We start from the raw sequence: 23,423 nt of genomic DNA on the forward strand, positions 1-23,423 counted from the left end.
CTCACCTACCCATTATTTACTTCTTAAGAAAAATACGTTTATTTTGCTTGTTCTTCTATTTTGATCTTGTATATAAAATGTCTGCCATCCAATCTCATTAGATTCATAGTATATCACCCTTAAATTATCTTGACCCTCAATTGAATCACAGCCTATTTTCATATCTCCTGATCTTAGAAGTTCTCCTCCTGATTTATGTCTGATTTCATAATTTTCGATAACTCCAAACATCTTTAACTCTATCTTGCTATCATCTATTATGTATTCATTTTTTTCATTAATCTGACCATTGACATACACTAATAACTCTGTGGGTGATAAAACTTTGATACTTCGCCTTTTTTCAGTTTCATTACCAGCTGTATCAGAAACTCTGTAAATAACCTCATAATCTCCTGCCTTATCCATATCTAGCTTATTGGTATCAATAGATACCTTACTAGTAAGTAATCCGTCCTTATCGTCATAAGCTATAAAATCATTCATATTAGGTTCTTCCCCTAGAAGATATATTAAGTATGGATTTTCGAACTCAATTGTCGGAGCTATAAAATCTATATTCTTTACTTGTGCATTTGTTCTAACTCTATTACCGGCTAAATCCTCTACCACAAAGCCGTAGTATCCGTTCTTTGTGAAACTAAAGCTGTTTGACCCATTATTGTTTAATATATTTAATTCTTCATCACCACTGATTGTAACTTTTACAGCCTCCTTAGTTAATTCCTTAGTGCTGTACGAAACTGTTATTATTGGCGCCCTTTTATCAATGTTTGAAACCTTTGCATGTGCCTCAGCCTCATTGCCTGCTAAATCTACAACCTTGAATGTGAATTCACCGTTATCTTTGAATATATAGTCTTTACTCCCACCATAAAGCACCTCAATAGGTTCATCAGCTGAAACTGTAGCAATCACATCCTTGTTAGTTAATTCTTTAGTATTATAATATACTTTAGCATTTGGAGCCTGCCTATCTATATTTGTTACTTCATATGTGATATCAACATGATTACCTAGTTTGTCAGCTATTTTAAAGGTATATATTCCGTTATTCGTTGCAAGAATTGTGTTCTTGCCTTCATTGTTTAAAATTCTTGTTCCTTCCTCTGTTATTAGAGTTAGTAAAACATCATTTTTAGTTGGTTTTGTTTCTGATGGCTGAACAGCACCTACTGGTGCTGTTTTATCAATCCAGTCAACAATGGCAGTAAGATTTCCCTGGTTCCCTGCACCATCTACAAAATTGAAGGTGAAGATTCCATTTTCAGTAAAAGTATATTCCTTTTTACCTTGGTTATTTGTTATTGTTACAGGTTCTTGAATAATATCTGTAAAGTTAATGGTTGCTACTACATCATCCTTTGTATATTCTGTAGGATTATAGGTAATAAATGCTTTAGGTTTTTCAGTATCTATATTGTTGACCTCTACCCTATAATCACTTTCATTTCCTGCTTTATCCCTAAGTTTAAAGGTAAAGCTTCCATTTTCAATAAATGTGTAAGTGTTTGAGCCATTATTGTTTAGTATAGTAACTTCTTCTTTACTATTATCCTCTGGGGTTATTGTTACTGTTACATTTTCCTTTGTTTTTTCAGTTTCGCTATAATCTGCCGTTGCAGTAGGTGCTTCTTTATCAATATTTCTTACCCTTGCAGTGGCTGTGGATTGGTTTCCTACTGCATCCTTAAAAGTAAATTCAAAATCTCCGTTCTCGGTAAATTTATATTTGTCTTTCCCATCGTTATTTGTAATTTCAACTGAAATTAAATCATTTATTATCAGCTTTGCTATAACAGGTCCCTTTGTCCAAGCAGTAGTGCTATACTTTATAGTTGCCCCCTCTATAGCTTTTACGATATTATTGATTTCTACTGTTACTGGTTGATCTTCGGTTGTATCATCATCATCCCTAAGCAAAAAGGAGATTTTACCATTATTGGATACTTCATATATTGCTTTTATAATTTTCTTTGAGTTACCAATACTTTCTCCGTTTATTTCATTAAATTCAGTATTTGTTGCCGCTTCTTCACTTGAAGTTTTCTCTTCTTCACTTGGCGTTAGTTCTTTTTCACTTGAAGTTTTCTCTTCTTCACTTGGTGCTAGTTTTTCTTCACTTGAAGTTTTCTCTTCTTCACTTGGTGCTAGTTCTTCTTCACTTGAAGTTTTCTCTTCTTCACTTGGTGCTAGTTCTTCTTCACTTGAAATTTTCTCTTCTTCGTTTGGTGCTAGTTCTTTTTCACTTGAAGTTTTCTCTTCTTCGCTTGGTGCTAGTTCTTCTTCACTTGAAGTTTTCTCTTCTTCGCTTGGTGCTAGTTCTTCTTCACTTGAAATTTTCTCTTCTTCGTTTGGTGCTAGTTCTTCTTCACTTGAAATTTTCTCTTCTTCGTTTGGTGCTAGTTCTTTTTCACTTGAAGTTTTCTCTTCTTCGTTTGGTGCTAGTTCTTTTTCACTTGAAGTTTTAACTTCAATCTCTTCAAATTTACTTATCAATCTTTCATTCATTCCATTGTCAAATTTAAATTCTTCCAAATAGTATCCTGGCAGTTTTTCAGTAGATATTGTTATCTGAACATTTTCATTTGTCAATTCCTTTGTAGAGAATGACACTTCAGCTTTTGGTAAACTAGGGTCAATATTTTCTACTGTAGCCTTAGCTGCGCCTCTATTTCCCGCACTATCTTCGAACTCAAAGGTAAAGCTTCCGTTTTCTTTAAACTCATGGTAATTAAGTCCACTTTCAGGCTTTATAATTCTTACCCCTAATTCGTCAAATGTTATTTTTGCAATTATACCATTAGCGGTTTTATCAGATGTTGAATATGTTATTTCAGGAATCGGTACAGAGTTATCTACTATAAATTCACTACTTCTAGCTATATATTCATTTCCGACTCCATCTATTGCTTTAATATATAAGTAACTTATACCTTCATGGGAATCAAGGTTGGTAAGTATTGCATTATTAGTTGTTAAAACCCAGTTTTCATCTTCACTTGAAGGTCTATTGGTATCCTGACCCCATTGATAGTATATTATAATATCTTCAGCCCTTGTAACATTATCTGTAACAATAACCTCTGCTTTATTGTTATTAGTAGCTATAATAGGACTTGCTGTTCTCAACATTAGATTTTCTGCATTTTCTATTACGGGAACTATTTCAACATTTGGAGCTAACTTATCTATCCAGTCTACATTTGCTGTAATATCCTTCTCATTTCCCGCTTTATCCACAACTCTAAAGGTGTACCTTCCATTTTCTCTAAAAACCTTTTTATTTCCTTTTGGAGTTTCAATAATATCGGAGCTTGTAAAGTTATCACTTACATCCGACAGACTAACGATTACATCATTTTTTGTAAGATTCGACTCACTAAATCCCAGCTTTGCTTCAGGTGGTGTTGCATCATAAGTAAATGTTTTTTCTACCTTGTCGCTCATATTGCCAAGTTCATCTTCAAAGCTAAAGTAGTATTTATACTCTCCTTCAGTATTTGGCAAATTAAATAATACATTTACTGTATCTGAAGCCATTGTTCCATGTTTCACTACTTTATCATCAGTATCTTTAATATAAAACTTGACCTTTTCATAGTCATTAGTTTTTATCTCAACGTTTGCTACTGGTTTATTAAAATGATAGTTTGATGTAATATGGTAGTTTTCAGTATTTGGTTTGGTGTTGTCTACATCTATCCTTCTAGATGCAACAATAACTTCATTGTTAAAGTAATCCTTAGCCTTTATATGAAGATACCATTCTCCATTAACATTACTCTTTTTTAGTATGTCTCCACTGTTAAAAGTTCTCCAATTTGCATCATTTGTATCAGGTGCAGTTTCACTTTGTGTCCATTGATAAAACATACCTGTTATATCGTTGTCATCTTTAACATCAACTTTTACTTCTCCTTCTTTAACTACTGATGTTATTACTACTGGATATTTAAAATCAATATCTGGAGCTGCATTGTCTATTTTAAAGGACATATATTCAGTAGTTTCATTATCCCATTCATCCACAGCAAGTACATGTAGATGCCATATACCCCCCATTTTCTCTGGCCAATCCTTTGATTTTATTAAAACTTCATAATAATCTGTATCAACCCATTTTGTATCACTAGAAGGCCTTGCAACTGGACTCTTACTCCAGTAATATGCCATTCTTTTCATTTCACTATGTTCATCATTTGCCAAAATTCTAACTACATGCTTCCTTTTAGAATCCATGTTTTCATCTTCTACCATAGATATAACTGGTCCTAATTTATCAAGATGAAAAGGCTTGTCTGATTTTCCTTGAGATTTATTTCCAGCAATATCTTCACCTCTAAGATGTAATATATATTTTCCATGCTGAGGGTCTTCAGGAGTTCTGACCCCTTTTCTATTTGTAAACTTTTTCCACATATTATCCATAATATCACTTTGACTTTCATGCTGCCATTGATATTCCGCTGTAGAGTCGTTGACTCCAGAATGCTCATCAGTAATTATTCCATTTGGAGTTAATGTTCCTAGGTATTTCTCATTACCATTTGGTTGAATCTGGAACTCAGGAACTTTATTGTCCAACTTAAAAGCTGGGCTTGTAATTGCTCCCGATTTATTTCCTGCTCTATCCTCCATAGCTACATGCACATACCAGTCTCCTGTATCATTTGCATATGAAACTTCTGGATTACTGTATGGTAAGACTTGTGCACTATCCCAGTTTGTTGGATACTGATTAGAGTCAGTCCAAATAGCCTTTAGCAAATCGCCTTTAAGTCCTGAACCTGTTTCAACAACTTGAATTTTGGCAGTTTGTGCCTTTTCATAAGTTGTATTTCCATTAGGCAGGAAGTTAACCCTTGGTTTTGTAGTGTCGACACAAATTGCATTGTCATTGTATGAAAGTGATACATTGATGCCATTTTGTACTGCAACATGGTTCCCATAGTCATCTTTGATGTCTAAATTATTTACAAAACCACTATATGATAAATGATTAGTATTATTGTCTCCTGCTTGAACTATGTACTCATATGTAATAGTCTTAGTTCCACTACCAGATTTGTAGGTTGCTCTCTTACCATTATTAAGATTTATAAAACCATTTGTACCAAAAACTATATCGTCTGTGGTTACTGTTATAGTAAGAGCATCCCCAGCCTTCATATACTTCTTATCTTCTACCTGTTTTTGGCTTGTGATTGAAGTAGTTACATTGGTCACCTCTGGACGTATCCCGTCTAGTTGTACACTTTTTGTTTCTAATTCATTGTAATAGTGACTACATGTAGAATCATAGTTATAATTTATATCATATTCACTTTTCCAGTCATTAATATCAAGTTTATTTCCTGAAAGATCCTGTACAAGTTTACTTAAATGTGAACTTAATTGGCCACTTATGTTGAGAGAGTTCCCTTTCACAACATCATTCTTTTGTACTACATATCTAAAGGTGATAACCTTTGTACCATTTCCCTCGTGATACTTTGCTTTTTCTCTTGTATCTGCATTCATAGGAATTTCTGTATTTGTATCTACTCTAACAGGTTCATCAAAACGCATTTTAATATCAATACTCTTCCCTATTCCGTATTTACCACCACTAACTTCGATATTTTGAAGTCCTGGTGACCCTACATCTTGGAATTTAAGTTTCATTTTCGTTATTTGCGAATAATTTCGACGATCATGATCTGCATAAAACTCTATTTCATTATACAGTGAATTACTGTAGTAGGAGCGCCAACCACTATCATACGTAAAGTTCATTCCTTTACTAGATTCAAAGTCTTTCCTTTCTTCAACCAACAATGGTTTTCCATCCTTTACCACAAGACTCTTTGCATAGCAATAGACAGTATCATTTCCATCTACCCAACCTTCAGCACCAACTCTAAATTGCAAGTCTCCCTTCTTAGCTAAATCAGCAATATCTGATTCTAAACTACCAAAGTCAAATCTTCCTACCAATCTCCATCCCCTTTTAGGTCTGTCCCCATTGCTATTACTATAAAATCCTAAAAAAGTATCAGCTGAAAACTCTCCCACTGCTTCGGCTGGAACTAAAGAAGTTTTTTTCACAATATTTATAAAATTTCTATCTTCCATACCCGAAATTGGAGAAGCATGAATTATGATTTGATTACCAAAAAAACCGGTAAATTCCTGAAACGGCATCAATTGAAAAATAAACATTGCAAGTATCATTACTGCGAAAAAGCGTCTTTTTTTCATCTTTATTCCTCCTTATAATTTAAATTTTTGTCAAACCTCACTTTCCATATTTTTATATCTTTTGCATTTTTACACGATTCACCGATTAGATTCACCGATTATATTCACCGATTATATTTTAACACAAATTACTTAGTAAATGCGGGTAAATTTGCCATAATTTTATTTTATTTTTACGTGATTTACACATAACTTTGCACATTACAACACTTATTTTGCACTTTTTACATAATTTATCGTTTTTTTATTACAAATCACTTAATAAATGTGAACAACTATATGTTTATTGGAGAAGATAATTTATGGATAACAAAAAACAAATTTTATTAGTGAATAGTATAATGAACTACGCTTACTTAATTAACAATATAGTAGAGAAATAAAATAAGCTAATTTCACTTAAATAGTGAAATTAGCTTTTCTTACTAAATATAAGGCTCGATGTTCTGAAGAATGAAGAATATTAACAATATTTATTCGCTTCATTATAAGAAAAAAACACATTATTTGAACTGAATTTGAGTAAAAAAATAGCTTATTTAAGAAATCTTAATTAACTCCTTAAATAAACTGTACATCTACTCACACTATCTATTCACACTTGGAAACTTTTAACAAACATTCTCATCCTTGTTCTTATTTCTTTTTCTAAATCATAATCTCCTTTATGTAAACACCAATCATATATAATTCCTCTACCAAATATTACTATACTTCTCGTAATATCTTCAGGTTCAATATCACTGCATATTTCCTTTTTTTCCTGACCTTCTATAATAATATTTTTTAATACTATGAACATTGGACGTTCTTCTGAAATGAAATACTCGTTTTCTATATTAATTAGACTTTTATAAACATGAGAGACAAGATCAATTTCATATTCTTCTGACCATTTACCCCAGTAACTTGAAATTTCCACAATTTTATCTAAAGAGTTAAAAACCTTTAATTTATCAATTAACTGTTCATACCCTTCATCATCTTTTTTATAATTTTCTATAATAATATTTTCTTTTGTTTTAAAATGGTGGTAAAAAGCCCCTACTGACACATCTGCCTCTTTACATATTTGACTGATGCTTATATTATCAAATCCTTCTTTTTTTATTAATTCAACAGCTTTTTCATATATTTTATTTTTAGTATTTATTGCTTGAATTTTTCTTTTAGTTAATTTTTTATCTGCCATATTAATCTCCTATATTTCCATATAAATCATATAACTTTCCATGTGTAATATGTGCAATTCATAGTAAGTTAAATTATATTTTCAATAAATATCTTACCATAATATCACACGTTTATTCAAGAAATTCATTGAATAGATATGACAATGAATATAACAACTAAAAGGGAATGAAAACTTCATTCCCTGCTCTAATAATATAATTTAATAATATTAATCTAATTTAAAATCTTTTGGTAAAATTCTTTATCATATTGAGTAAATTCTAAAGTTCCTACGTTTCTCATATTTTTTTCAAGTAATTCTTCTAATATACTATTATTCAAAATATTATAACAGTCTGCTTTATTTTTTATTCTCAATAGGTAACTTATACCTCAACGACTTACACATACGTTCATATTCTTTTTTAGTAATAATATTTTCAATAAATAGTTTATCTGCTGTAGCTTTATACTTATCATAATTTTTTGATACAATCGCTCTCTGATACCTTCTTGTTATCTTATCCATATTCCCATGGGCTATACCCATCACGTCAATTGCATATAGATTTTTAAGATTTTCATCATCATCTAGTATTTTTAACATAACATTTTTATTTATAGCTCTTGTATTTTTATTAATATCCTGTGCTAAACACCCCACAACAATAATAAAAATTATGATAAGTCCAAGCAAACTCCCCACCCCATTTATATGTATTACATCTCTATTATCCGTTTCCTAATCTCATGGTACTTCTCTTCTTTTATAATATCTTCTGCTTTTAGTTCATCTAATGTGTAAATAAATTCATCTTTCTTCTTTTCAAGACTATTCACTTTTTTTCTAAACATTAGCTGCCTCACATCATTTCGTGAGATGATGCCTAGCTTGTACAATTTATAAGAATATTTTATAGTATCGTTAACATAGCTATTGTTCTCATTACAATATATTATTCTATTTAAAGTATATACTCCCATTAATAATAATATGCATAATACTCCCAATCCTACTATTAATAAAACCATCACTATACCTCCCTCTAAAGACTCTTTTCAAATTTTTTCTCTAGTTCTAAAGTTGCATTGAAATATTTATTCTTGTCTATTACTTCTTCATCCTTAAGTTCCCTCAGATTTTCTTTTAGTGAGATATAATTTGTCTTTAAATTAATCTTCTTATATTTATGTAATAACTCTTCATATTCATTTTTATTCAGTATGTTCATTTCTTTCATTTCTATAATGTTTACTACATTTTTATCCTGATAATTTCTGTCTAAAGTCATACCTAATAGTTTGTTTAATTTAATCATGATAATCACTGCTAATGAAACTAGTATCGTCCCCTCAATACAAAGTATTATGTTTGCGAATGAAAATTCCATACTACCACTCCTAATTTTTTATTTTTTTATTCTATTAATGTTGAATCTCTCATTAAAGCATATTCAAATAAATAACTAGTCAGTTATACAGAAAGAAATTATCATTTATATCTTGATATAGAAAAAGTGTTGAACCTTCACTATTTTCTATATCAAGAATCATAAGGTAAATTTCTTTCTGTATTCTAGTCTATTTTGCGAACTGATTCATCCTTGGAACCCACTGATAGAACTACTATCAGTGGAACCCAACTCTTCACATTTCGCAAAATATCCGTCGCATCTTTGACTTGTTATTTATTTTCATACGCCTAAATATTCCTCCAATAATTTATCATATTTCCATAAATTATTCAATAAGATTTTTTTCACTTTAAAACATTAATAGATTACAACCAAAAAACAAACTCAAGGAGAGAATTCCTTCTTCTCCTTGAGTCTGATGAAAAAGTCATAAAATATTATTCTCACTCCGTTTTCCGTATTAAGAATTTTATATTTTAAATATCAAAAAATTCTACAAAAGTTCTTGAAATTTACCAGTCTTTAAATCCTCTACTGTTTCTTTAAACCACTTTATTGTTTCTTCATGTTTTCTAGCCAACTCTTCTCCATCTTTTATAAAATAGAAGCCATGAAGCCTTTTAACTACATCTTCTGGTAAATCATAATATACATATCTTGTTCTAAAACTGTATCTATATGGATTATACTTAATTCTTAAAACCTCAAGCAAAGGGTTTAAAGAAAAATTTTGATAAAATGCAATTCCTTCAATATAATTTTTTCTATTCAACTCTTTTTTTACAAGAAATTGATAAATATTAAATACACTTTCTATTTGTTCTATTCTTGATTTAAGTTTTTGAGCAAATTTTTCTTTATCAATTGGCTTAATATCAGTTACATTTTGTTTATCAAAGTGTACACAAACATCTCCATGTATTTCTTTCTGCAAAAATTTAGTATTGCTACTGTGCTTTACTGCACAAATCTCTATTACCAGAAATTCACTAGTGTTTTCTAATTTATAAACCTTCTGATACCCTCCTGGTGACATACTTTGAGTACATTCAAAACTATGTTCTATTGGTGATAATGCTTGTAATGCTTTATCAGTATATTTAAATATCTCCTTCACCTTATCATCTTCCACATCAACCACCACATCAATATCTGACCATTGATCAACACGGTTAAATGCTGCTGATCCACACTGCCACATTCCATAAACATACTCTAAAGGTTTTAATACCTCTACTATATTTATTAAAATTTCTTCTCTTCCTAACCCTTTTGTTTCCATTCCAATTCCTCCCCCAAATTTTTCTCCTTTATTATTCAATTTGATTATACCCCAATGATTACATAATTTCTAATATTATGGTATATTTTCTATATAAACTTATAAATTAGACAATAAACAAGCTCATGAGATCTAACAACTTTTTCTCATGAGCTTGTTTCTATTTTGCACTTCTAGATGCTATAACATTAACACCTGTTCCATGTAAATCTTCAATTATGATATCCCCTACTGTTATTGGAGTTTTCACCTTAGTTTTATTTATCTCCATCATACAATCAATTATCATCTTCTTTGGGACTTCCCCATCAGTTCTAACAGGTAACCTTTTAAGATAAAAATCCTCTATAGTCACTGTAGTAGTAATAACTCTAGTTGGATTTGTCACCTCTTTTATAGCATAAGTCATTCCTCTTTTACATGTGTTTCCTTCAACTTTATATCCTAACTCGTTGCTATCATCCTTCTCAATAGTCATCCTGCATCCCATTGGGCACACGATACATACTAAGTCTTGTTTATTCATATTACCCCTCCTGACAAAGTGAAATTTTTATTTCTTTTGCTTCAAGCTTTCTAATATCATCTCCTGATATCTGTACTCGCTCCATTTCTCCTGGGGCAACATGTCTCTTTCTTATCTTCTTATACTCTTTTCCATCAATCTCAATCTTCATGAAAACATTTTTGTATACATTGTCTACCCTCATAAGAAGATTTACATTATCCTTTATATTTTCCACTCTTAATTTATTAGGAATGATATATCTAATCCCTTTATCAGTTTGACAATTCACACTCTCTGATTGTTCCAGTAAATCACCTTTTACAAATCTTGCAGCATTCTCTCCAGCGATCATACTCTCCTCTGTAACGTAATCAACAAGATCATGAACATGAAGAACATTACCACATGCAAACACTCCGGAGATATTTGTCTCCATAGCTTCGTTCACTTTAGGTCCACCAGTGATGTTATGCATGTCAACACCTGCGCTTTCTGAAACTTCATTTTCAGGTATAAGTCCCACAGATAGAAGTAATGTATCACAATCATAATGTATCTCAGTTCCTTCAATTGGTCTTCTTCTCTCATCAACCTTCATAACCGTTATACCTTCAACTCTATCCTTACCTTCTACCTTTGTCACAGTATGTTCCATTAAAAGAGGAATATTATAATCCTCAAGACATTGAACAATATTTCTAGTTAATCCCCCTGAGAATGGCATCAACTCAACCACAGCTTTCACCTTACATCCTTCAAGTGTAAGTCTTCTTGCCATAATAAGTCCAATATCTCCAGATCCTAAAATTACTACTTCTTTTCCTGGAAGATATCCTTCCATATTGATAAATCTCTGAGCACTACCAGCAGTATAAACTCCTGAAGGTCTATATCCCGGGATATTGATTGCTCCTCTAGTCCTCTCTCTACAACCCATAGCTAATATAATTGCCTTTGCTTCAATTGTCATGAATCCCTTATTTGCACTTACAGCTCGTATTACTTTCTTCTCATTAATATCTATAACCATAGTATTAAGCATGTACTCAATCTTTTCTTCTTTAACTTTATCTATAAATTTTTCAGCATATTGTGGCCCAGTTAATTCCTCACCAAAAAAATGCAATCCAAATCCATTATGAATACATTGTTGTAGTATTCCACCAAGTTCTCTATCTCTTTCAATTATAAGAATATTATCTATACCATTCTTTTTTGCTTCTACTGCTGCCGCTAGCCCGGCTGGGCCTCCACCAATTACAACAATATCAAATTTCATAGCAATTCCCCCCCTACTCTTCTGTATTAGCAGCAACTTGTTCATAAGCTTTGCCATACAAATTGTTGTCTTTAGATTCACCACTTAAAATATTAGAACCTTCATTACTCTTTAATATTTCCTGTGGTGATACATTAAGTTCTCTTGCTAAAATTTCAAGTACTCTAGGTCCACAAAAACCACCTTGACATCTTCCCATTCCTGGTCTAACCCTTCTCTTCACTCCGTCTACAGTTCTAGCTCCTGCATTTCTGTGAATAGCATCAACTATTTCTCCTTCAGATATCCATTCACAACGACAAATAATATTCCCATATCTTTTATCTTTGTTTATAACTTCTTGCTTTTCAGTATCGTTCAGTTCCATGAATCTTATCTGTTCTCTTCTATTAACAAATGTTTCTCTTTCTTTTAAGTTAAGCACTTTCTTTTTAATCATATCCACAATATGCTCTGCAATAGCAGGAGCAGATGATAACCCTGGTGATTGAATTCCCGCAACATTTATAAATCCTTCAACATCGCTACTCTCTCTAATTATAAAATCACCTGATGTAGCAACTGCGCGAAGTCCTGCAAAAGAAGTAATCACCTTATTAAATGGAATCTTTTTAGTAGTCTTTGTTGATTTTTCTCTTAAAAAACTGATACCTTCTGGCGTGGTATCTATTCCTTCTTTATCCTGAATATTCTCAGCATTAGGTCCTACAAGCATATTCCCATGAACTGTTGGTGTAACTAAAACTCCCTTTCCAATCTCTGTTGGGCATTGGAATATAACACTATTCACAAGACCTCCAGTTTCTTTATCAAAAACAAAGTATTCTCCTCTTCTAGGAATAATCTCGATTTTATCATTACTTATCAAGTTATTTATTTTATCTGCATATACACCTGCTGCATTAATAACATATTTAGCTTCAATTCTCTTTCCATTAGATAAAAGAATATTAAAAACACCATCTTCTCTTGTTAAATTTATAACCTCAGAATTCAACATAAGCTCTGCTCCGTTATCCACCGCATTCTCTGCTAATGCAATAGTTAACTCAAAAGGTCCTACAATCCCACAAGTGGCAGCATGAAGAGCTCCAACTACCTGTTCATCAATATTAGGCTCTAATGCTCTAACCTCTTGCTGATTTAATACTTTTAAGCCTTCGATATCATTTTTAATACCCCTATTATAAAGCATCTTAACATGCTCCATCTCTTCTTCATTAGTAGCAATAACCAATGAACCAATTCTTTTAAATGGTACATCAAGTTCCTTACACACTCTATCGTACATTTGATTTCCCTTTGCGTTGAACTTTGCCTTTTGAGTTCCCTCTTCTGCATCGTACCCCGCATGAACTATAGCACTATTTGCCTTTGAAGTACCATTTGCCACATCACTATCTTTCTCAATAAGAGCAATTGATAAATCATATCTTGATAATTCTCTTGCCACAAATGAACCGATAACACCAGCACCTATTACAGCTACATCATAACTCATTTATCTCCCCAGCCTTTCTTAAAAGTTTTTGCTAATAAAAAAAGCCGCAAAAATCCAACCAATCATTCCATTGGTTTTTTTGCGACTCTCAGTATCTCACATATTATTTACTTAATTTAAGTATAGCACAAGTTTGTAAGATTTTACAGACGTTTTTTTACTCTTCTTCCCACTCTTGAGCTCTACTAACAGCTTTCTTCCAACCTGCATAAAGCTTTTCTTTACTTTCAACATCCATATCATTCTTGAATTCTCTATCTATCATCCAATTATTACCTATTTCATCTTTACTGTTCCAGAATCCCACAGCCAATCCTGCTAAATACGCAGCACCAAGTGCAGTAGTTTCAGTAACAACAGGTCTATTAACAGGTACTCCTAGGATATCTGATTGGAACTGCATTAAGAAATTGTTTGCAACTGCTCCACCATCAACTTTTAACACTTGTAAGTTAATTCCTGAATCCTCTTGCATAGCTTCTAGTACGTCTCTAGTTTGATATGCAATAGACTCAAGAGTAGCTCTAACTATATGATTTCTATTAGCTCCACGAGTTAACCCCATAATTGTTCCTCTAGCATACATGTCCCAATAAGGTGCTCCAAGTCCTACAAATGCAGGTACAACATACACACCATTTGAATCTTTAACTTTACTTGCAAAATATTCACTATCAGCAGCATCATTGATAAGCTTCATTTCGTCTCTTAACCATTGAACTGATGCACCAGCAACAAAAATACTTCCCTCTAATGCGTATTCAACTTTACCGTCTACACCCCAAGCTATTGTTGTTAAAAGACCATTTTTAGATGGAATTCTTTCTTCTCCAGTATTCATTAACATGAAACAACCAGTTCCATAAGTATTCTTAGCCATACCAGGTTTGAAACAAGCTTGGCCAAATAATGCAGCTTGCTGGTCTCCTGCAGCTCCTGCTATTGGGATGTTAGCTCCACCAAAAGTTTCTGGATCAGTGTATCCATATACATCACTTGAAGGTCTAACTTCTGGTAACATAGAAGATGGAATATTTAATTCTTTTAACATTTTTTCATCCCATTTAAGATCTTTTATGTTATATAACATAGTTCTTGATGCATTAGAATAATCTGTAACGTGAGCTTTTCCTCTTGTTAAATTCCATATTAACCAAGTATCCATAGTTCCAAATAATAATTCACCATTTTCAGCTTTTTCTCTCGCTCCATCAACATTATCTAAAATCCATTTAATCTTTGTACCAGAGAAGTACGCATCAATTACAAGCCCAGTATTTTCACGCACATAATCTTCAAGATTTCTAGCTTTTAATTCATCACATATTCCAGCAGTTTGACGTGATTGCCAAACAATTGCATTGTAAACAGGTTTTCCAGTATTTTTATCCCATACTACTGTTGTTTCTCTTTGATTTGTTATACCAATACCAGCTATTTCTTGTGGTCTTACCCCTGCTGTCTCTAACACTTCTCTTGCCACACCACTTTGAGTTCCCCATATTTCCATAGCATCATGTTCTACCCATCCAGCTTTTGGATAAATTTGAGTAAACTCTTTTTGTGATACCTTTACAATATTACCATCATGATCGAATAATATTGCTCTTGAACTAGTTGTTCCTTGGTCTAATGCTAAAATATATCTTTTCTCCATTTAATACGCCCCCTGGTTATGTTTAGTAATGACTTTAAAATTCCTCTAAAGCTTTATCCTATAAGAAACAAGATAATATAAATCCACCTAAAATACCGCCTATAATTGCAAATATATAATTAACAATACCTTTACCAAAATCATCTCCACTAAATATACTTGCTGCAAATAATCCAATACCAGCAGCCCATGCCATGTCTATCCATGCACCACCTGATTGAGTTATAGCCCCAACACCGTGATTAAATGTCCACATTGTTCCAACTATGAATCCTGCAGCCACCCATCCACCGATAGCTCCCCATGATTCTACCATTTTACCCCAACATAATCTGATTAAAAACGGAAATATAAACGCTCCTGCGAAAGTAGCAATACCTGCTTGAAAAGTCATACCTATCCCTCCCTATTCCTATGAATTTTTCTTAGCTAAATGTTTTTCTAATAATACTGCTGTAATACCACCACAGATTCCTCCAAGAAGAACTATACCTAGTGTTGGAAGTGATGATGTTAATGCGTCTCCACCATGCATGAATACATCTCTTGCTGTACCTGCAACACCAATACCTGCTGCCATATCAACAAAAGCCCCATCATTGTTGATAATTCCTACATAGTGATTCAAGAACCACATAGTACCTATAATAATAAATCCTGCAAACCAACCTCCGCCGATTCCATAAGTACCTGCAAATTCCCCCCAGATGCTCATTACAAACATACCTGCAATTGCTGTTCCTAAAATAGTCCCAACATGTTTCATTACGTTACTCCCCTTTCATGATTATATTTTTGTATTTTAAATAAATTAAAGATACCATATTTTTTCTTCGCTAGTGGATATGCCTACCGCACCAGCATTTATACTATTAATCACATGTGATTTTTCCCCAACCAATCCTCCAGTAATAACTGATTTCCCAGTTTTTTTCACCATTTTTTCAGTTATTGAAGGCATTATACCTGGAAGTATTTCAACTGCATTAGCATTTATTGATTTTATAGATTTCGTTCCTGTAACCAATGATAATGAATCTAACAAAAATACTCTTTGGATTGTAAACATACCTAACGCCTTGGCATGTTTCAATAAATTTGTTTTAGTACTAATAATACCATCAGGTTTTATGTTATCAGCTAAGTATTGTAATGCTATAGCATCTTTTGATGAACCTTCTAAAAGATCTGCATGTACATATACAAGCTTTCCTTTGTCTTTAATTCTGAACACTTCTTCCTCTAAATTAAATATATTCCCATGTAGCAGAAATATTACTTCACATGGAGATACCAGAGCTCTTTTTAATTTTTCTTCGCTTTTTATTGCTGCGATTATAGGATTTTCCTGAAGTCTAGTATATAAGTTATCACCCATTGTATCATCCTCATTATTATTTTTATAGTTGGAATTTTCAAAATATTCTAACTTATTCACATCATATTTCTCTTTCTTTCCACAATTCTTAAAAGTTTTTACCACTAAAAAAAGCCGCTAAAAACCAACCAATCGTTCCATTGGTTTTTTTGCGACTCTCCATCTCTCACATATTATTTATTTAATTACATTTTACCATAAACTTCTACATTTTCAAAGTATTATTTCTTATTCTTCTTCCCACTCTCTAGCTCTACTAACAGCTTTCTTCCATCCAGCATAGAGTTTTTCTTTCTTTTCAACGTCCATATCATTCTCGAATTCTCTATCTATCATCCAATTGCTACCTATCTCCTCTTTACTGTTCCAGAATCCTACAGCCAATCCTGCTAAATACGCAGCACCAAGCGCAGTAGTCTCAGTAACAACAGGTCTATTAACAGGTACTCCAAGGATATCAGATTGGAATTGCATCAAGAAATTATTTGCAACTGCTCCACCATCAACTTTTAATACTTGTAAGTTGATTCCTGAATCCTCTTGCATAGCTTCTAGTACGTCTCTAGTTTGGTATGCTATAGACTCAAGAGTAGCTCTAACAATATGATTTCTATTAGCTCCACGAGTTAACCCCATGATTGTTCCTCTAGCATACATATCCCAATAAGGTGCTCCAAGTCCTACAAATGCTGGTACAACATATACACCATTTGAATCTTTAACTTTACTTGCAAAATATTCACTATCAGCAGCATCATTGATAAGCTTCATTTCGTCTCTTAACCATTGAACTGATGCACCAGCAACAAAAATACTTCCCTCTAATGCGTATTCAACTTTACCGTCTACACCCCAAGCTATTGTTGTTAAAAGGCCATTTTTAGATGGAATTCTTTCTTCTCCAGTATTCATTAACATGAAACAACCAGTTCCATAAGTATTCTTAGCCATGCCAGGTTTGAAACAAGCTTGGCCAAATAATGCAGCTTGCTGGTCTCCTGCTGCTCCTGCTATTGGAATGTTAGCTCCACCAAAAGTTTCTGGATCAGTGTATCCATATACATCACTTGAAGGTCTAACTTCTGGTAACATAGAAGATGGAATATTTAATTCTTTTAACATTTTTTCATCCCATTTAAGATCTTTTATGTTATATAACATAGTTCTTGATGCATTAGAATAATCAGTAACGTGTGCTTTTCCTCTTGTTAAATTCCATATTAACCAAGTATCCATAGTTCCAAATAATAATTCACCATTTTCAGCTTTTTCTCTCGCTCCATCAACATTATCTAAAATCCATTTAATCTTTGTACCAGAAAAATATGCATCAATTACAAGACCAGTATTTTCGCGCACATAATCTTCAAGATTTCTAGCTTTTAATTCATCACATATTCCAGCAGTTTGACGTGATTGCCAAACAATTGCATTGTAAACAGGTTTTCCAGTATTTTTATCCCATACTACTGTTGTTTCTCTTTGATTTGTTATACCAATACCAGCTATTTCTTGTGGTCTTACCCCTGCGGTCTCTAATACTTCTCTTGCTACACCACTTTGAGTTCCCCATATTTCCATAGCATCATGTTCTACCCATCCAGCTTTTGGATAAATTTGAGTAAACTCTTTTTGTGATACCTTTACAATATTACCATCATGATCAAATAATATTGCTCTTGAACTAGTTGTTCCTTGGTCTAACGCTAAAATATATTTTTTCTCCATTTTAGTAATCCCTCCTGAATATGATTTGTAATGTCTTTAAAATTCCTTTATTTTCTTTTCTATAAGAAACAAGATAATATAAATCCACCTAAAATACCGCCTATAATTGCAAATATATAATTAACAATACCTTTACCAAAATCATCTCCACTAAATATACTTGCTGCAAATAATCCAACACCAGCAGCCCATGCCATGTCTATCCATGCACCACCTGATTGAGTTATAGCCCCAACACCGTGATTAAATGTCCACATTGTTCCAACTATGAATCCTGCAGCCACCCATCCACCGATAGCTCCCCATGATTCTACCATTTTACCCCAACATAATCTGATTAAAAACGGAAATATAAACGCTCCTGCAAAAGTAGCAATTCCAGCTTGAAAAGTCATATCTATCCCTCCCCATCCTATGAATTTTTCTTAGCTAATTGTTTTTCTAATAATACTGCTGTTATACCACCACAGATTCCTCCAAGAATAACTATACCTAGTGTTGGAAGTGATGATGTTAATGCGTCTCCACCATGCATGAATACATCTCTCGCTGTACCTGCAACACCAATACCTGCTGCCATGTCAACAAATGCCCCATCATTGTTGATAATTCCTACATAGTGATTCAAGAACCACATAGTACCGATAATAATAAAGCCTGCGAACCAGCCTCCGCCGATTCCATAAGTACCTGCAAATTCCCCCCATATGCTCATTACAAACATACCTGCGATTGCTGTTCCTAAAATAGTCCCAACATGTTTCATATACATACTCCCCTTTCTTGCTTATCTGTTTTAAAATAGTAACTTTTAGATAGTTTTAAAGATACCATATTTTTTCTTCGCTAGTGGATATGCCTACCGCACCAGCATTTATACTATTAATCACATGTGATTTTTCACTGACCAATCCTCCTGTAATAACTGATTTACCTGTTTTTTTCACCATTTTTTCAGTTATTGAAGGCATTATACCTGGAAGTATTTCAACTGCATTTGCATTTATTGATTTTATAGATTTCGTTCCTGTAACCAATGATAATGAATCTAACAAAAATACTCTTTGAATTGTAAACATGCCTATATCTTTGGCACGTTTTAATAGATTTGTCTTTGTACTAATAATTCCATCTGGTTTAATGTTGTCAGCTATATGCTGAAGTGCAACTGTATCTTTCGATGAACCTTCTAATAGATCAGCATGTACATAAACCAGTTTCCCTTTTTCTTTGATTTTATATATTTCATCTTTTAAAGTAAATATATTACCATGAAGTAGAAATATTACTTCACAAGGAGAAATCAAAGCTCTTTCTAACTTTTCTTCGCTTTTTATTGCTGCGATTATAGGATTTTCCTGAAGTCTAGTATATAAGTTATCACCCATTGTATCATCCTCATTTTCAAAATTTATATTTATTCTTATCCAAAATATACAAAATATTCAAGTAATTTATTCTATCTTATCATCAAAAAAAACATTATACAATAATAAATATTTTTTTAACAAAGTGTAAACCCTTAAATTATTTGTATTATTTTGTAATATTTTCACTGGAATATTAATACTTTTATAATGTATTATATATTATAATGTTACTTTTTTTTACACGTCAATAAACCGACTTTTATTTTTTAAATTTTCTGAAAATTAAAAAAATAATTTTATAATCTTTCATTCATAATGGGGAGTATTAATAAATCTATATACGGTACTCTGTCGTATGATATACTTTAATTAAATTCAGGCATATTCAATTAAATACTAGTCAGCATGCTAGTATTTTGTTGCATGTTTAACTTGTTATTTATTTTCATATCCCTATATTTATTATCAAATTATTAGGAGTGATTTAATGTCTAAACAAGAAAGAAGTTGGATTATTTACGATTGGGCTTGCTCTGCATATACCATGACAATACTAACATTAATATTTCCAGTATTCTTCAAAACTTACATAGCTAAAGATTTAGCTGGTTATGAATCAACTGCTTATCTTTCATATGCAAATTCTTTTGCAGCGCTTATCATAGCTATACTAGCACCTTTTCTAGGTATGATTGCTGACTTTAAAGGTAATAAAAAGAAATTCTTTTCCTTCTTCCTAGCTATAGGCTTATTTTTCACACTTAGTCTATCCTTCGTTTCCCAAGGGAAAATTTTCTTTAGCTTATTTATTTTTGTTCTTTCTATTATTGGTTATGCTGGAGCAAATGTTTTCTATGATTCGTTTTTAACTGATATAACACCAACAAAGAAAATGGACAAGGTTTCAACACATGGCTTTGCATGGGGATACATCGGGGGTGTACTATTATTTATAATTTCTTATTTAATTATTTACTTCCGTACTTCACTTGGAATTAGTCTTACCATTGCTACTAAACTTTCATTTATACTTACAGCCATTTGGTGGCTAATATTCTCAATCCCTATATTAAAAAATGTAAAACAAAATCATTATATTGAACCTGTTAAAAATCCATTTTCATATACATGGAAAAAAACACTTTCTATACTAAAGACAATAAAGAAAAATAAACCAGCTTTTATGTTTCTACTAGCATACTTTTTCTATATAGATGGTGTTTCTACCATAATAAAATTATCATCTTCGTATGGTTTAGATTTAGGAATAGATCAGAACACCCTTATGATTATATTTATAATGACACAATTTGTAGCATTCCCTTGTGCAATACTTTTTGCAAAGCTAGCAAAGATTTTTTCACCTAAGAAGATAATATTATTAGGTATAGGAATATACACTTCTATAAGTATATTTGCATTCTTCATGAGTACTCCCCTACATTTCTGGATTATGGCTATGATGGTAGCCTTCGCTCAAGGTGGTATTCAAGCTCTAAGCAGATCTTACTTTGGAAAACTTATTCCGAAGGAAAATTCTAGCGAGTTCTTTGGTATATATAATATTTTCGGTAGATTTGCAACAATAATGGGACCATTGTTACTAGGTGGTTTAACAACTTTAACTGGTAATTCAAAATATGGTGTTCTAAGCTTAATTGTATTATTTGCAATAGGAGGAATACTCTTGATTAGAGTTCCAGAAGAAGAAAATAGATCAGTAAAATAAAAAAATCAGCACTCAGGCTATTGAAAAAGCCTGAAACTCTGAAGATGGTAAACAGATACAAAACAATATATTGTACTTTATCAACAAAAACAGCACGCTCATGCGTGCTGTTTTTTAACCTTGCTTCAAGTTATATGCTTTAAGTACTTGTGCAAATTCTTCCCCAGATCCTATTGATTTGTAATCTTTCCTACCATTCTTTTCTATAACTCTATAAGCAAATGCATTATCACTATTAAGCGCAGACAATATTACATACTTTTTGCCATTCAAAGTCATTTTATCAACTAATTCTAGTTCAACCTTTTTACCTAAGTCATTCTCAACTATCATAAAAACATCTTTCATGAACAACTCTCCTTTAATATTATTTAAAGCATATTAAAATAAATAACCAGTCAATATTTTCATACGCCTAATATTAAGTTGCTCTTACTCTATAAAAATTATTACTATCATAAAGCTCATTTAAGAAATATTTGTTCCATAGTACATGGCCCATAAACATACAGCTGAAAATCTTGTTCCTCTAGCCATGAATGAAACTGTTAAAACCTTTCCTATTCCTATACCTACTACTCCTGATATTAATGCAAATATCTTATATGGAAGTGGTGTTAAGGCTGCAATACCAATTGCCCAAACTCCGAATTTCGCGAAATATTTTTTAGATACATCTAGTTTCTTTTTATTAATAATTCTTGACACAATATGTTTTTCACCATATTTACCTAGTTTATTTCCTATTCCCGCTCCTATTACTGAACCCAAGGTACTAACTATTATAGCAAATACAATCATCTTAGGATTTATCACTGCAAAAGGGATAAGAAGAGTTTCAACAGGCACTGGAAGAAAAATCGCTTCAGCTACGGCAAGAATAAATATTCCTATTAATCCATAATGTGATAAAAAATCCATCATATAATTCACCTCTGTTCATTAACCTATTTTTTTAAATTATTATCTTTATGAATTAAATTATACAATATAAATATTAAATATTTCTTAAATCCAATAATTATTATTATTTAATATAATCCATTTATTACATTTATAACCTTTTAGACATGTGAAAATATATATATCAAGTCAAAGATGCGAAGTATATTTTGCAAAATAGAAGAGTATACTGACTTGTTATTTATTTAACTAGCCTTAAATAGTATGAGCCACGGAAATTCCGTGGCTCATACTATCAACTTATTTAATTCATTTATATTAATTTTTCAAGAGGGGCAAAATTTTTGATATTATTCCCATTAATATCTAAAACCACAAACTGTTCAACACTTTTAAGTACTCCTACATCTTCAATATCATTATTACTTAAGAATAACCATTTCAAGTCTTTTAAATTTTGTATTGGTGATAAATCTTTTATTTTATTATCTGATAAATTCACCATCTCTATAGAATAATTATTTTTTATAAATTCAATATTATCTATATTATTATTTTTCATTGATAATCCTTTTAGATTTTTTAGTGCAGATAAATCTGATATATTCTTCATACCATTATTACTCATATTAATCGATTCTAATTTTTCACAATGTGTTAATGGAGCAATATCTTTAATTCTATTATTCTCTCCATAGAAGTAAACTAATTTTTTCAAAGCTCCTACTGGAGTTATATCCTCAATATCATTATATCCTACATTAAGCATCTTCAAATTAGTCAGCCATTGAATTCCTTCCAAATTTTTTATTCCTAAACTATTTATATCTAATGATGTCATCTCTAATAAATCATCATTAGAAATATTTACTCTATCTTTTCCTAAAACTTCCTCTATTCTCTGTATGATATTTTCATCTTGAAATTCTGTTATGTATTTTATCTCTTTCTTCCCATTAGCTTCAAGAAGTTTTTCCTTATCTATATTAATTCTAATTCCTTCATCCTCCGCAATTACAACGTAAGTAGGAACATTGAAGAAACTCTTTGTTAATCCAAGACTAATTGCTACTAGCAAAGTTGCAATAATAAACTTTTTCATATAATCACCTCATCTATAAATAATTAAGCTTGTTTTCTTTATATCTACATTATAGTTGTAATACCATTACTTAATGTAACAAAGCTATGACAAATAGTTACATACAGGTTACAAAGGAATTTCTCATAAAATATAAAAGCACATGGATAATTTAA

Annotated in this window: 21 protein-coding genes; 1 reads left to right on the forward strand and 20 read right to left on the reverse strand. The window is 31.9% G+C overall.

Annotated elements, in window-relative coordinates; genetic code table 11:
* Positions 1 to 12 precede the first annotated feature (12 nt).
* The 17 genes from KDK92_RS01970 to KDK92_RS02050 form a co-directional block, all read right to left on the reverse strand.
* A complete protein-coding gene (locus tag KDK92_RS01970) occupies positions 13 to 6,243 on the reverse strand; it encodes an immunoglobulin-like domain-containing protein (protein WP_250857355.1) in 6,231 nt (2,076 codons plus the stop codon).
* Between the two features lie 595 nt (positions 6,244 to 6,838).
* Complete coding sequence (locus tag KDK92_RS01975; RefSeq protein ID WP_250857356.1) at positions 6,839 to 7,435, reverse strand: TetR/AcrR family transcriptional regulator; 597 nt, start codon at positions 7,433 to 7,435, stop codon at positions 6,839 to 6,841.
* Positions 7,436 to 7,777: 342 nt separating this feature from the next.
* Positions 7,778 to 8,113, reverse strand: coding sequence for a hypothetical protein (locus KDK92_RS01980; RefSeq protein ID WP_250857357.1), 336 nt, complete (start codon positions 8,111 to 8,113; stop codon positions 7,778 to 7,780).
* A 23-nt stretch (positions 8,114 to 8,136) separates the two neighbouring features.
* On the reverse strand, positions 8,137 to 8,448 hold the full coding sequence (locus KDK92_RS01985) for a hypothetical protein (protein WP_250857358.1): 312 nt from the start codon (positions 8,446 to 8,448) through the stop codon (positions 8,137 to 8,139).
* A 14-nt stretch (positions 8,449 to 8,462) separates the two neighbouring features.
* On the reverse strand, positions 8,463 to 8,807 hold the full coding sequence (locus tag KDK92_RS01990) for a hypothetical protein (RefSeq protein WP_250857359.1): 345 nt from the start codon (positions 8,805 to 8,807) through the stop codon (positions 8,463 to 8,465).
* A 517-nt stretch (positions 8,808 to 9,324) separates the two neighbouring features.
* Entirely contained in the window at positions 9,325 to 10,152 is an 828-nt protein-coding gene (locus KDK92_RS01995) for a hypothetical protein (protein ID WP_250857360.1), read from the reverse strand.
* 121 nt (positions 10,153 to 10,273) lie between these two features.
* Positions 10,274 to 10,639, reverse strand: a complete 366-nt coding sequence (locus KDK92_RS02000; RefSeq protein ID WP_250857361.1) for a DUF1667 domain-containing protein — start codon at positions 10,637 to 10,639, stop codon at positions 10,274 to 10,276.
* 1 nt (position 10,640) lies between these two features.
* On the reverse strand, positions 10,641 to 11,900 hold the full coding sequence (locus tag KDK92_RS02005) for an NAD(P)/FAD-dependent oxidoreductase (protein WP_250857362.1): 1,260 nt from the start codon (positions 11,898 to 11,900) through the stop codon (positions 10,641 to 10,643).
* Positions 11,901 to 11,913: 13 nt separating this feature from the next.
* Complete coding sequence (locus tag KDK92_RS02010; protein WP_250857363.1) at positions 11,914 to 13,401, reverse strand: NAD(P)/FAD-dependent oxidoreductase; 1,488 nt, start codon at positions 13,399 to 13,401, stop codon at positions 11,914 to 11,916.
* A 157-nt stretch (positions 13,402 to 13,558) separates the two neighbouring features.
* Positions 13,559 to 15,058 (reverse strand): glycerol kinase GlpK, encoded by a 1,500-nt coding sequence (gene glpK / locus KDK92_RS02015; protein WP_250857364.1) that lies wholly within the window; start codon positions 15,056 to 15,058, stop codon positions 13,559 to 13,561.
* A gap of 58 nt (positions 15,059 to 15,116) precedes the next feature.
* Positions 15,117 to 15,452 (reverse strand): Lin0368 family putative glycerol transporter subunit, encoded by a 336-nt coding sequence (locus KDK92_RS02020; protein ID WP_250857365.1) that lies wholly within the window; start codon positions 15,450 to 15,452, stop codon positions 15,117 to 15,119.
* An 18-nt stretch (positions 15,453 to 15,470) separates the two neighbouring features.
* A complete protein-coding gene (locus tag KDK92_RS02025; RefSeq protein WP_250857366.1) occupies positions 15,471 to 15,824 on the reverse strand; it encodes a Lin0368 family putative glycerol transporter subunit in 354 nt (117 codons plus the stop codon).
* A gap of 45 nt (positions 15,825 to 15,869) precedes the next feature.
* The gene (locus KDK92_RS02030; RefSeq protein WP_250857367.1) at positions 15,870 to 16,541 is read right to left on the reverse strand and encodes a glycerol-3-phosphate responsive antiterminator; all 672 of its coding nucleotides are present in this window, start codon (positions 16,539 to 16,541) and stop codon (positions 15,870 to 15,872) included.
* 123 nt (positions 16,542 to 16,664) lie between these two features.
* Positions 16,665 to 18,164: a glycerol kinase GlpK gene (glpK, locus tag KDK92_RS02035; protein WP_250857368.1), complete on the reverse strand. Its 1,500-nt coding sequence runs from the start codon at positions 18,162 to 18,164 to the stop codon at positions 16,665 to 16,667.
* A gap of 59 nt (positions 18,165 to 18,223) precedes the next feature.
* On the reverse strand, positions 18,224 to 18,559 hold the full coding sequence (locus tag KDK92_RS02040) for a Lin0368 family putative glycerol transporter subunit (protein ID WP_250857369.1): 336 nt from the start codon (positions 18,557 to 18,559) through the stop codon (positions 18,224 to 18,226).
* Positions 18,560 to 18,576: 17 nt separating this feature from the next.
* Complete coding sequence (locus tag KDK92_RS02045) at positions 18,577 to 18,930, reverse strand: Lin0368 family putative glycerol transporter subunit (RefSeq protein WP_250857370.1); 354 nt, start codon at positions 18,928 to 18,930, stop codon at positions 18,577 to 18,579.
* A gap of 55 nt (positions 18,931 to 18,985) precedes the next feature.
* Positions 18,986 to 19,552 carry a glycerol-3-phosphate responsive antiterminator gene (locus tag KDK92_RS02050; protein WP_250857371.1) on the reverse strand — a complete coding sequence of 189 codons (567 nt, stop codon included), beginning with the start codon at positions 19,550 to 19,552 and terminating at the stop codon, positions 18,986 to 18,988.
* A gap of 469 nt (positions 19,553 to 20,021) precedes the next feature.
* On the opposite strand from KDK92_RS02050, the gene KDK92_RS02055 reads away from it, so the two are divergent.
* Entirely contained in the window at positions 20,022 to 21,263 is a 1,242-nt protein-coding gene (locus KDK92_RS02055) for an MFS transporter (RefSeq protein WP_250857372.1), read from the forward strand.
* Positions 21,264 to 21,377: 114 nt separating this feature from the next.
* Here KDK92_RS02055 and KDK92_RS02060 read toward each other — a convergent pair whose 3' ends face one another.
* The 3 genes from KDK92_RS02060 to KDK92_RS02070 all read right to left on the reverse strand — a co-directional run bounded on the left by KDK92_RS02060 (position 21,378) and on the right by KDK92_RS02070 (position 23,268).
* On the reverse strand, positions 21,378 to 21,611 hold the full coding sequence (locus KDK92_RS02060; RefSeq protein WP_250857373.1) for a DUF1292 domain-containing protein: 234 nt from the start codon (positions 21,609 to 21,611) through the stop codon (positions 21,378 to 21,380).
* A 120-nt stretch (positions 21,612 to 21,731) separates the two neighbouring features.
* Positions 21,732 to 22,187, reverse strand: a complete 456-nt coding sequence (locus KDK92_RS02065) for a YqaA family protein (RefSeq protein WP_250857374.1) — start codon at positions 22,185 to 22,187, stop codon at positions 21,732 to 21,734.
* 292 nt (positions 22,188 to 22,479) lie between these two features.
* Positions 22,480 to 23,268, reverse strand: coding sequence for a leucine-rich repeat domain-containing protein (locus tag KDK92_RS02070; protein WP_250857375.1), 789 nt, complete (start codon positions 23,266 to 23,268; stop codon positions 22,480 to 22,482).
* Positions 23,269 to 23,423: the final 155 nt, after the last annotated feature.

Origin of the sequence: Oceanirhabdus seepicola, assembly GCF_023684385.1 — a bacterium.
GTDB classification, from domain to species: Bacteria; Bacillota; Clostridia; order Clostridiales; family Clostridiaceae; genus Oceanirhabdus; species Oceanirhabdus seepicola.